This is a genomic window from Methylophaga sp. UBA5088 (assembly GCF_002414625.1).
Lineage (GTDB): Bacteria > Pseudomonadota > Gammaproteobacteria > Nitrosococcales > Methylophagaceae > Methylophaga > Methylophaga marina.
Genome location: NZ_DIAC01000026.1, coordinates 22,688 through 34,149, shown reverse-complemented (window position 1 = coordinate 34,149; position 11,462 = coordinate 22,688). Strand labels below are relative to the sequence as shown.

The window sequence follows — 11,462 nt, the reverse complement described above, 5'->3', positions numbered from 1 at the left end:
TTGCGTCAGGCATGGCGGAGTTAGCCGACCAATATAATATTCAGCTTGTTGGCGGTGACACCACAAAAGGTCCGTTGACTATTAGCATTCAAGTGCATGGTCAGGTGAAAAAAGGGGCTCAGCTTCAGCGTAATCATGCTAAATCAGCCGATAAAATCTATGTCACTGGTACGCTTGGTGATGCGGGAGCTGCTTTGCAGAAACGTTTAGCATCATGGCAGCCTGAGGAGTTATCTGAGGAAGATTGGTCTTTTTTAAATAAACGGCTGGAGCAACCCATACCTCAAGTAAACATCTCCCGAGAAATTCAGCCGTTTGTAAATGCTGCCATTGATATTTCTGATGGGTTATTAGCTGATCTTGGCCATATTCTTGAAGCCAGTGTCAAAGGCGCAAGAATTTACCTAGACAACATACCATTATCACCTAGTCTGCAGAAACTGGATAAAGCCAAGGCTTGGCAATTAGCGATGAGTTCCGGAGATGATTATGAACTTTGTTTTACGGTTCCTGCAGAGCACGTCCAGGCACTTGAAACACTAAATTTAGATATTCAACAGATTGGTGAAATTACGGAAGAACAAAAAATTGTTCTCTTAGATGAACAGGGACAACCATCAGTGTTAGATATCACAAGCAAAGGGTATGACCATTTTGTCTAAAGTCACCTTCACACAATTATTAAAAAGACCAACGGCATTTTTAGCGTATGGGTTTGGTTCTGGCTTGGCTCCAAAGGCACCGGGTACCTTTGGTACGCTAGCCGCTATTCCGGTTTTTTACCTGATGCAACCTTTACCTATTATTAGCTATCTTCTATTGACCGCCTTGCTCTTCGTTCTTGGCGTCTGGTTTTGTCAAAAAACGGTCGACTGGTTACAGCAAGATGATCCTTCTGCCATTGTGTGGGATGAGATCGTGGGATATTTAATTACCATGCTCGCCGCGCCCAGTGGCTGGTTATGGATTGTATTGGGTTTTGTGCTGTTTCGGCTGTTTGATATTTTGAAACCCTGGCCAGTGAGCCTGGCTGATAAAAAACTACATGGTGGTTTTGGAGTGATGCTAGATGATGTTATCGCCGGGTTATATGCTTTGTTGGTACTTCAGCTGATAGCGTACTTTTTCTAACCCGACGATCATCAATATTGCTGCTTTATAGAATAGAGGCGGCATCAATCTGGTGGTTTTGTGTACCATGATGAGCGATTTTTAACGCGCCTAGCGTCGAAGCGATTCTGCCTGTCTCTTCCCAGTCTTTTCCATGCAAAATGCCGTGTAATAGACCAGCACGATATGCATCTCCACAACCGGTTGGGTCAACCACCTGGGCAGCTTTTTGGCAGGCAATCTCTATTCGCTTACCTTCAGTATAGATATATGAGCCCTCAGCACCACGTGTGATAATCAATGCTTCAACATGACGAGCGATTTCTTCTTCTGGCAGTCCTGTGCGGTCCATGAATAACTGCGCTTCATAATCATTAAGAGCGATATAACTGGCTTGTTCTGCAAAGGCCATTAATTCATCACCATTAAACATCGGTAAGCCTTGACCTGGATCGAAGATAAATGGGATTCCAGCGGCTTTTAATTGTTCAGCATGTTGGATCATGCCGTCACGACCATCAGGGGCAATAATAGCCAGTTTAATATCTTTTGCTTCACTAATAGTCGTTTCGTGAGCCAAGTTCATCGCGCCTGGGTGGAAGGCTGTAATCTGATTGTCATCCTGATCTGTCGTGATAAAAGCCTGAGCCGTGTAATGACCTTGTTTAACATGGACATGATCACGTTTAATATTTTTCGCATCCATCCATTCTGCATATGGCGCAAAGTCAGTTCCTACCGTACCCATTGGCACAGGGTTGTCACCAAGTAGTTTCAGGTTATAGGCAATATTACCAGCACAGCCACCAAACTCACGACGTAACTCTGGCACCAGAAAGGCCACATTTAACATGTGCACTTTGTCCGGCAATATGTGGTTTTTAAACTTATCAGGAAAAACCATAATATTGTCGAAAGCGAATGAGCCACAAATAAGCACTGACATAACTTAACTTTCCTTTATTTCTAGATGGGTAGGGTGGGCCTGAATACTGATTTTTCCTCGCATGAATGCTTGCAAGGTATGCCCAATAATTTTATAGCGCCAGCCATGTAATAAAGCACAATCCTGGCCCCGCACCAATGATTCAATATCTTTACGTGTAGCCACTGCAGAAGGGGTGATGGATTGTTCATCACAACTTTTTCTTAATAATGCCATCAACGCATCAATCAGTGCTTCTTGCTGATTACTAAGCGCTGAAGGTCGTTTCAATACAGGCCACTTTTCTTTCGGAATATCTTTTGCTGCGGTGATGACTTTGATGATGGTGTTGCCATACCGGTCTATATCACGCGCTTCTAGGCCACGAATTTTTTTCATTGCATCGAGCGTCATTGGTGTGAAGCGAGCTAAGTCCAGCATCACATCATCTTTCAAAATCCAGCGACGAGGTAAATCAAGCTCAATGGCTCGTTTCTCACGCCAAGCGCCAAGTTCTTGCAGTATGACAAGTTGCTGACTTTTTAATCTGCCAGCACCTTTCACCCTTAGCCAGCTTTGTTGTGGATCTTCCTGATAGGTTTCTATTGCAGTTAATGCCGCAAAGTCATCACTTAACCACTCCACACGACCTGTTCTATTAAGCTCATCAAGGAGTTGTAAATAAACTTGTCGAAGATAGCGAACGTCATCAGCAGCATATTCTACTTGGGCCTCAGAAAGAGGCCGTTGTCGCCAGTCTGTTCTGGCTTGACCTTTATCGAGTTCAACGCCTAGACATTGTTTAACCAAATTGCCATAACCAATTTGATCACCATAGCCGAGAACCGTTGCAGCGAGTTGTGTATCAAACACTTTTGGTGGAAGTGCATTCTGCATCAAGAAAAATAATTCTAAATCCTGTCTTGCCGCATGAAAAACAATGGTCATGTCATCAGAGTAAAACAATGCCATTAACGGTGAGAGGTCTTCAATTGCTAGTGGATCCACACAGGCGATAACATCATGATTCGCCACTTGGATTAAGCAAAGTTGTGGAAAGTAGGTCTTTTCGCGATGGAATTCGGTATCAACGGCAAGCCAGTCGCTGTCGGCTAGCTGTTGGCAAAGTGTTTCAAGACCGGCTTGTGTATTTACAAACTGAATTGTCATGCTGTGTCTTTAGAAAAGGAACACAGTATAGCCAGTTTACTCTTCAATGCATAACCTGACTGGTTGATACCATATCGACAATCGCACTTGTGATAATCTCAGGTTGATGAAGGTGAATATCATGTCCGCTCTGAAACGCAAACAGGTGCTGGCTGTGAGGCGTTAACTTCCATAACTCCTGTTGCAGGTGGACCCAGATCTTTTCGCGACTTTCACCATCCTTTTGGCCTTGCCATTCGCTTTGACCGCGACTGATGACAACCAAAGGCACATCTGGCAGATGCTCGAGATGCTTGACTTGCAACGCACTTTGGTAAAGTGAGGAAATTTCGGTTCGTGCTGCATTTATGGCTCGTTCTTTCAGCATCGACTGCTCAGCCGTGAGCAGATCACTGGATGGTTTTGGCAGGATGATGATGTTTCTCTTTCGGTCGTAGTTTTGCGGCAATTTAATATTGAGTTGTTCGTATTGGTTTTCATGAGAGGCATCGACAAGCACTATACCACTAACGTTGTCAGGATTATTGGCTGCAAACACCCGCATATTATATCCACCAAATGAATGGCCAACCAGGATAAACGGACCTTGCAGATTAGCTTTGTTGACCAAGAGCTCTAACTCATTAGCGATTCTTACACTGGTGCGAGGTTGAGGGCCTGTATCACTCCAGCCGTAGCCTGCTCTATCGTAAACACAGGTTTGAGTGGTTTTGGCCATATCGTTTTGAATATCGAACCAGGCAGTTGAGTCGTCTCCCAATCCGGTATCGATAAGAACAGTGGGAACGCCTTTGCCTTTACAGAGCATGTGCAGTTTATATCCACCGACATCATAACGAACACCCGGTGCTTTTGGATATTGACCTGCAGTCGCCATATTAGTCAACAAAGCACTGAGGACGAACACGATGGTTATGAGTTTCACTGGCATTATCAGCTCCGATAATAATCTTATCTGAGCTTAATTTTATCGATGTGAAGTTTACGTGTAAGAAGATGATTGTTCTTGAATTTTCTGGTTAAGCTCAGTCAGATCAAACGGCCAGTATAGTCGTTGCTGATCAGGAAACTCGACAACAGGTATATGCACACCGAACTGGTTGACCAAATTATCATCATCACCAATTTCAACAAGCTTGATGTTGATGTCATTTATTTTGGATGTTTCTTCCAGCAGCGCTAAAGCTTGTTCACATAAATGACATCCAGCCGTTGTGTATTGGATGACTATCATTATTTTTCTAATAGACGAGGTATCAGGTCGATAAAGTTACATGGTTTATGGCTGGCATTTAACTGATCGTGGAGAATCTCATCCCAACCTGTTATGCAGGCCCCTTTGGAGCCAGGCAGGCAAAAAATAAATTTCCCATTAGCTAAACCGGCAATAGCTCGACTCTGTACTGTAGATGTTTTGATAACATCATACGAACGTGCACGAAATAATTCACCAAAGCCTTCAATCTCTTTATCAAACAAAACTTTCACGGCCTCTGGCGTACCATCTCGTCCTGTAAGACCGGTGCCGCCTGTCGTGATGATGGCGTCGATATCATCATTAACTAACCACTGCGAAATAACAGCTCTTATGCGATAAGTATCATCGGCCACGATATCTCTGTAGCTGACATTGTGGCCATCGGCAGTGGCCTTATCTTGCAACACGTCACCAGAGGCATCATTGTCTTTCGTTCGTGTATCGGATATTGTCAAAATAGCGATATTGATAGGAATAAATTCAGTACCCATTTGCTACCTGTAAAGATTGAAACTATCGGAACAAGTATAATCAGCAACCGGTCTACGGTCTAGAAATCCATAAAATTCTCTAGGAGAAAATGAGATGAAAAAAATTGTATTGGCCTCACTCATAGCGGCAACTCTCAGTGGTTGTGCTGCCAATGACCCTAATCAAAAAACAAAAACAGGTGCCGCTGTAGGTGCTGCCGCAGGTGCATTATTAGGCTATGCGGTAGATGACGGTACAGGTGGTGTGTTAGCAGGTGCTGCCGTGGGTGCATTAGCTGGTGGAGGTGTGGGTTATTACATGGATAAACAGCAGAAGGAAATGGAAGCAGCATTAGCTGATGAGCAAGCTCGCAATGAGTTGAAAATTCAGCAATTAGAAAACGAAACCCTCAAAATTGATATTTCTAGCGAAGTCTCATTTGATTTTGACAGTGCCTCATTGAAGTCAGCATTTACGCCGACATTGAATAAAGTGGCGGACATCTTACAGCGATATCCGAATACCATTATTCATGTCGTAGGCCATACAGACAGCGTCGGTTCAGAAAGTTACAATATGAAACTATCAGAGCGAAGAGCGCAGTCTGTTGTTGATTATTTATCAGCGGAAGGCGTGTCTTCCGATCGTTTATTTGCTATCGGCAAGGGCGAAAGTGAGCCGCGAGCAACAAATGACACGGAAGCTGGACGGCAATTAAATCGTCGTGTTGAACTATTCGTTAAACCCGTTATTGAAGGACAAGAGTCTGAAGCCTATCAAACGCCGTAAAAATAAAACGGCACATCACGCCCCGATTGATCCGGATATCATTTTTGGCCTGCATGCTGTGCAGGCCGCACTTGACGTGCCTGTCAGCCGAGTTAAGGAAATATGGCTTGCTGCCGAACGTCACGATAGTCGTGTTGAGAATGTTCTGAATGCTGCGCAGGAGCAGGGCGTCGTTGTTCATCATTCTGAACGTGAAACACTCGAAAAACTCGCACCGGATGTGCAGCATCAAGGGTGTGTGGCAAAGTGCCGACCCTTAGACAGTCTGGATGAAAAAGGTTTATTCGACTTACTCGATAATCTCGATGAACCACCATTGTTGCTGATTCTTGATGGTGTGCAAGACCCGCATAATCTCGGTGCCTGTCTGCGCACAGCCGAAGCCTCGGGTGCGCACGCAGTTATTGCACCTAAAGACCGAGCATCAGGCTTAACAGCAACAGCGATAAAAATTTCCAGTGGGTCAGCTGAGCGCTTACCTTTTGTTCAGGTCACCAATATTGCGCGGTTGATGCATGAGCTTCAGCAAAGAGGTGTGTGGCTGGTAGGAACTTCAGGTGAGAGTGAGACCAGTCTTTATCAAACAAAACTAACAGGACCTATGGCCATTGTGCTTGGCGCGGAAGGTAAGGGAATTCGTCGCCTAACTCGTGAAAACTGCGATGAGGTGGTCTTCATTCCTATGCAGGGTGAAGCGGAAAGTCTCAATGTCTCAGTGGCAGCTGGTGTCTGTTTATTCGAAGCATTTCGTCAACGTGGCTTGTGATAAGTATCTGAATTCAAGTAAAATGTTCGATTGCTTTTAATTCTGATTTTTCAGAGAAGCAAAACTCCTTGCTTTGTGGCACAGACCATAAAGCTGTTTAAACCGTGAGGAGCTCAAATGAGACATTACGAAATCGTGTTTCTGGTCCACCCTGATCAGAGTGAACAAGTGCCTGGCATGATCGAGCGCTATACCCAAACACTGACAAGCGAAGGTGGTCAAGTCCATCGTTTAGAAGATTGGGGTCGCCGTCAACTTGCTTATCCAATCAATAAAGTACACAAAGCGCATTATGTTCTTATGAATGTTGAATGTGGTGTTGAACAACTGAATGAAGTGACAACTGCATTCCGTTTCAACGACGCTGTGATTCGTCATCTTGTTGTTAACATGGAAGAAGCCGTTACTGAAGCTTCACCTATGATGCAAAAAGAAGACGAGAAAAAATCAGCTTAATACTGCTACAGACTTTTAGGAGAATTTATAATGGCACGTTTTTTTAGACGTAGAAAATTTTGTCGCTTTACTGCCGAAGGCATTAAACAAATCGATTATAAAGATGTAAATCTGTTAAAAAATTACATCACAGAAACCGGAAAAATCGTACCAAGCCGTATCACAGGTACTAAAGCGCGCTACCAGCGTCAGCTTTCAACTTGTGTGAAGCGTGCGCGTTTCCTAGCATTGTTGCCATACTGCGACATGCATAAATAATTGTCTTGATCTAAGCAACTAAACATATCAGCTATGCTGTTTAAAGCTATTGCCTCCTATGCCATGCAAGGCCGCTGGAAAGCGGCGGCAACGACAGCGGTATTGTCTGCGTTAGCGATTATATTTCCTCCTCTGAATTATTTATCGAGTGGGGTGATTTCGTTAACAACATTGAGAATGGGCCCACGCGAAGGTGTGAGGGTCATCTTGGCAACACTGGTTGTTTTTGCTCTTTTGGCTGGATTTTTGGTCGGGCAATTATGGGTTGCAGCTTTAGTTTTGCTGACCAGTTGGTTACCTGTTTATCTTGTAACACTGGTTCTGGGGTACACACGTTCATTTGCGCTGTCACTTTTGACGGCAAGTGGACTGGGCATTTTAGTTGTACTAATGATGCATCTGTTTATCCCTGATACCACCTCATGGTGGCAGCAAATGTTGAGGCCATTTATTGACAATTTAAGTCAACAGCCCAGCTGGCAGTTAAATGCTATGCAGACTGAACAAGTAAGCATACGATTATCGGGCTTGATGACGGGACTAGTCGCGGCAGGCGTCTGTCTGAATGCAATTTTAGGCATTATCATCGGTCGGGCCTGGCAGTCTCAGCTTTATAATCCAGGTGCCTTTGGCGCAGAGTTTAAACAGTTGCGTTTGGGTAAAGCACCTGCTGTTTTTACAGCAGTACTCATGGCTATGGCATTAACTACTTTTGGTCGTTATGTGCCTTGGCTAATGGATTGCTTGCCTGTGATGCTGGTGGTGTTTGGTATCCAGGGATTGGCTATCGTGCATGCTATTGTGACGATAAAACAAAAAAGTAAAGCGTGGTTGATTACAATCTATGTTTTGCTTGTGATTATGTTGCCACAAATGGTAATGATACTAGCTAGTCTTGGTGTAATAGATCAGTGGTTTAATTTACGTGCTCGCTCTGAAAAGAGTGGTACGGGTATTTGAATAAGCAATCATCTGATTGCGTATGAGGGTAGAACGATGCAAGTTATATTGCTAGAAAAAGTTCAAAAGCTTGGTAATCTGGGCGATGAAGTGAGTGTTAAGTCTGGTTTCGGACGTAACTTCTTAGTACCTAAAGGTAAAGCGTTACCTGCAACTAAGCAAAACAGAGAAAAGTTTGAAGCACGTCGTGCAGATCTCGAAGCTGCAGCAGCGAAAGTATTAGCTGAAGCTGAAGCGCGTAAAGCAAAATTAGTGGCTGCCGGTTCTCTTGATATCATGGCTAACGCTGGTGTTGAGGGTAAATTATTCGGTTCAATTACCGCTGCAGATATTGCTGATGCATTAAATGCTGCTGGTGCGGATATTGACCGTAATGAAGTTCGTTTACCGACAGGTCCATTACGTCATACAGGCGAATACAACATTGACATTCAATTGCATGCAGATGTGATTGAAGTGGTTAAAGTCAATGTAAGCTCAGAAGCTGAACTGCAAGCAAAAGCAGAAGCGGAAGAAGCGAAAAAAGCAAGAGAAGCAGCTTTGGAAGAAGCTGAAGCGATTGCTAAAGCTCAAGAAGAAGCGTAATAAAAAATATGGAGGCTGAGCTTGCTGCCTAGCCTCCATTTTTTATTGTCATCATCTCGTTTATGAGAATTGTTTCTTAGTTAATTAGAGGCTATTAACACTGTGGAAGACTTAAATTATTTTGATTCATTTAAGGATTCTGCCACAGAAGCACTGAAAGTGCCGCCTCATTCAATCGAAGCTGAGCAGTCAGTGCTTGGCGGATTAATGCTCGATAACTCTGCCTGGGAACAAGTGGCGGATCTTCTTGTTGAGCAAGATTTCTATCGTCATGACCATCAGTTAATCTATCGGGCAATTGCACAGTTAATGGAGCAGTCACAACCGGTTGATGTGATTACACTGGCTGAGTGGCATGATAAACGTGGTGAGCTGGATCAGGTCGGTGAACTCGCTTACCTTGGCATGCTGGCTCGTAATACCCCAAGTGCTGCCAATATTGCCGCGTATGCTGAAATCGTTCGCGAACGCGCAATCCTTCGTCAATTAATCAAAGTCGGTAACAGCATTGCCAATATGGCGTTTAAGCCTGAAGGCATGAGCAAAGAAGACATGCTCGATATTGCTGAGCGTCATGTGTTTGAAATTGCTGAAAAAGGCGCAAAACGTGGTGGCGGCTTTATTCAGGTGAAAGATGTCTTGAGTAAGGTTGTTGATAGAATTGATAGCTTATTTGAGCAAGATAGTGCAATCACCGGTCTCCCGACCGGATTCCTTGACTTTGATGAACAAACCTCAGGTTTGCAACCAGCGGATTTGGTAATTGTGGCCGGCCGACCATCCATGGGTAAAACTACCTTCGCCATGAATATCGCTGAAAATGGTGCCATACATAGTAAACAACCGGTCGCCGTTTTTAGTATGGAGATGCCTGCTGATGCATTGGCCATGCGTATGTTGTCTTCTCTGGGCAGAATTGACCAGCATCGATTACGTACCGGTAAGTTAAATGACGATGATTGGCCGCGTTTGACATCTGCCATTGCCCTGTTGAATGAAGCCCCTCTGTTCATTGATGATACCCCGGCATTGAGCCCGACTGAGTTGCGTGCACGAGCCAGACGTCTCAAACGTGAGCATGGTTTGAGTCTAATCGTGATTGACTATCTGCAATTAATGCAGGGTAATGCTGGTAAAGCGACTGAAAATAGAGCAACCGAGATTTCTGAAATATCACGATCTTTGAAAGCCTTAGGTAAAGAGCTTGAAGTACCGGTAATTGCTTTATCACAGTTGAACCGAAGCCTGGAACAACGTCCGAATAAACGTCCAGTCATGTCGGATTTACGTGAGTCGGGTGCGATCGAGCAGGATGCCGATCTTATTGTCTTCATTTATCGTGATGAAGTTTACAATTCGGATTCGCCTGATAAAGGTAAGGCCGAAATTATTATTGGTAAACAGCGTAATGGCCCAATCGGTACCGTGGCGCTGACATTCCAGGGCAAATACACACGCTTTGAGAATTTTGCCCCAAGTTACTACGATGATCAGGATAATTACCCGAGCTACGGCGAGGAGTAGCATTGACTTTCCCCTCGGCAACTATTTCTGTTCCAGCTTTACAGCATAACCTTGCACGCGCGAAGCAATCGGCTGCAAACAGTAAGGTGATGTCTGTTATCAAAGCTGATGCGTATGGACATGGCGTCATTACTGTAGCAGAAGCGCTCAAGCAGAGTGATGCCTTTGCTGTTGCCAGACTGTCAGAAGCTGTATCACTTCGACAGCAAGGTGTGACACTTCCAATAGTTATTCTTGAAGGTGTAAATACGGCTGATGATTTTCAGCTTGCAGCACAGTTAAGTATATCGCCAGTGATACATCTGAGTTCTCAGGTCGATGTATTGAAGTCAATGACATTGAGTCAGCCATTAAAATTTAACTGGATTATGGTTGATAGTGGTATGCATCGTCTTGGTATTCGACCCGAACAGGTTGAGGCAATCATCAGTGGTTTACATGCGTCAGGCAATATGAACCATGAGCTCGGCTTGATGAGTCATTTTGCAAACTCTGATCTTGTTGGTGACATCCGTAATCAACATCAACTTGAACACATGCTCAGTCTGAAAGAAAAAACGGGCTTGCCAGTGTGTTTGTCTAATTCTGCTGCAGTGTTAGCATATCCCGAGTCACACTTGGACTGGGTTCGTCCCGGTTTAATGTTGTATGGTATTTCTCCATTTGCAGAAACGACGTCTGCTGAACATGGCTTACTGCCAGTGATGCAGTTAACCACACGGTTGATTTCAACTTATGACCTCAATACAGGTGAACAGGTTGGTTATGGTGGCGACTGGACGGCGAAGCAACCTTCCCGCATTGGTGTCGCCAGTATTGGATATGGTGATGGTTATAGTCGTCATTTGTCTAACCAGTCTGAAGTGGTTATTCAAGGTCAACGCTGTCCGGTGATTGGACGTATTTCCATGGATACGATTTGTATCAATCTGACGGATTGTATTCAGGCAAATGTCGGTGATGAAGTGTTGTTATGGGGACGTTCAGAGTTGATGGTGGAAGAGATTGCCAACTATGCTGGCACCATTCCTTATGAACTCGTCACTGTCTTGAGTAAACGCGTTAACAGGGATGTGAAAGATGGCTAAAGTCAAAAAGGTCTATGTTTGCAAAGAGTGTGGCGCGCAAACACCACAGTGGGCGAGACGATGCTCTGACTGTGGAGCGTGGAATAGTCTGGAAGAAGAGAT

16 protein-coding genes are annotated in these 11,462 nt (G+C 44.4%); 11 read left to right on the top strand and 5 right to left on the bottom strand.

Annotated elements, in window-relative coordinates:
* Both thiL and B4K20_RS03245 read left to right on the top strand, forming a co-directional pair.
* The coding region (gene thiL, locus B4K20_RS03250; RefSeq protein WP_289281862.1) for a thiamine-phosphate kinase at positions 1–662 on the top strand (662 nt) is incomplete at its 5' end.
* Positions 646–1,131, top strand: coding sequence for a phosphatidylglycerophosphatase A family protein (locus B4K20_RS03245; protein ID WP_286305505.1), 486 nt, complete (start codon positions 646–648; stop codon positions 1,129–1,131). The genes thiL and B4K20_RS03245, both read left to right, overlap by 17 nt.
* A gap of 25 nt (positions 1,132–1,156) precedes the next feature.
* Here B4K20_RS03245 and B4K20_RS03240 read toward each other — a convergent pair whose 3' ends face one another.
* From B4K20_RS03240 to moaB, 5 genes are read right to left on the bottom strand one after another with little or no spacing between them, the layout of a single operon-like run.
* Entirely contained in the window at positions 1,157–2,056 is a 900-nt protein-coding gene (locus B4K20_RS03240; protein WP_289281861.1) for a carbohydrate kinase family protein, read from the bottom strand.
* Positions 2,057–2,059: 3 nt separating this feature from the next.
* The gene (rnd, locus tag B4K20_RS03235) at positions 2,060–3,205 is read right to left on the bottom strand and encodes a ribonuclease D (RefSeq protein WP_289281860.1); all 1,146 of its coding nucleotides are present in this window, start codon (positions 3,203–3,205) and stop codon (positions 2,060–2,062) included.
* Positions 3,206–3,248: 43 nt separating this feature from the next.
* Positions 3,249–4,136 (bottom strand): alpha/beta fold hydrolase, encoded by an 888-nt coding sequence (locus tag B4K20_RS03230; RefSeq protein ID WP_289281859.1) that lies wholly within the window; start codon positions 4,134–4,136, stop codon positions 3,249–3,251.
* Positions 4,137–4,187: 51 nt separating this feature from the next.
* A complete protein-coding gene (locus tag B4K20_RS03225) occupies positions 4,188–4,439 on the bottom strand; it encodes a glutaredoxin family protein (RefSeq protein WP_286305500.1) in 252 nt (83 codons plus the stop codon).
* Positions 4,439–4,954 (bottom strand): molybdenum cofactor biosynthesis protein B, encoded by a 516-nt coding sequence (gene moaB / locus B4K20_RS03220; protein ID WP_286305499.1) that lies wholly within the window; start codon positions 4,952–4,954, stop codon positions 4,439–4,441. The genes B4K20_RS03225 and moaB overlap by 1 nt, the downstream gene beginning before the upstream one ends.
* A gap of 94 nt (positions 4,955–5,048) precedes the next feature.
* On the opposite strand from moaB, the gene B4K20_RS03215 reads away from it, so the two are divergent.
* The 9 genes from B4K20_RS03215 to B4K20_RS17000 all read left to right on the top strand — a co-directional run.
* Positions 5,049–5,723 (top strand): OmpA family protein, encoded by a 675-nt coding sequence (locus B4K20_RS03215; protein ID WP_286305498.1) that lies wholly within the window; start codon positions 5,049–5,051, stop codon positions 5,721–5,723.
* 25 nt (positions 5,724–5,748) lie between these two features.
* A complete protein-coding gene (gene rlmB, locus B4K20_RS03210) occupies positions 5,749–6,489 on the top strand; it encodes a 23S rRNA (guanosine(2251)-2'-O)-methyltransferase RlmB (RefSeq protein ID WP_289281890.1) in 741 nt (246 codons plus the stop codon).
* A 117-nt stretch (positions 6,490–6,606) separates the two neighbouring features.
* Entirely contained in the window at positions 6,607–6,945 is a 339-nt protein-coding gene (rpsF, locus tag B4K20_RS03205) for a 30S ribosomal protein S6 (RefSeq protein ID WP_007146027.1), read from the top strand.
* Between the two features lie 30 nt (positions 6,946–6,975).
* Positions 6,976–7,203, top strand: a complete 228-nt coding sequence (gene rpsR, locus B4K20_RS03200; protein WP_007146026.1) for a 30S ribosomal protein S18 — start codon at positions 6,976–6,978, stop codon at positions 7,201–7,203.
* A gap of 33 nt (positions 7,204–7,236) precedes the next feature.
* Positions 7,237–8,163: a DUF2232 domain-containing protein gene (locus B4K20_RS03195; RefSeq protein WP_289281858.1), complete on the top strand. Its 927-nt coding sequence runs from the start codon at positions 7,237–7,239 to the stop codon at positions 8,161–8,163.
* 36 nt (positions 8,164–8,199) lie between these two features.
* The gene (gene rplI, locus B4K20_RS03190; RefSeq protein WP_349676198.1) at positions 8,200–8,748 is read left to right on the top strand and encodes a 50S ribosomal protein L9; all 549 of its coding nucleotides are present in this window, start codon (positions 8,200–8,202) and stop codon (positions 8,746–8,748) included.
* 102 nt (positions 8,749–8,850) lie between these two features.
* The gene (gene dnaB / locus B4K20_RS03185; protein WP_286305495.1) at positions 8,851–10,272 is read left to right on the top strand and encodes a replicative DNA helicase; all 1,422 of its coding nucleotides are present in this window, start codon (positions 8,851–8,853) and stop codon (positions 10,270–10,272) included.
* A 2-nt stretch (positions 10,273–10,274) separates the two neighbouring features.
* Positions 10,275–11,360 (top strand): alanine racemase, encoded by a 1,086-nt coding sequence (gene alr / locus B4K20_RS03180; protein ID WP_289281857.1) that lies wholly within the window; start codon positions 10,275–10,277, stop codon positions 11,358–11,360.
* A partial coding sequence (locus B4K20_RS17000; RefSeq protein WP_414683364.1) for a hypothetical protein occupies positions 11,353–11,462 on the top strand: 110 nt, incomplete at its 3' end. The genes alr and B4K20_RS17000, both read left to right, overlap by 8 nt.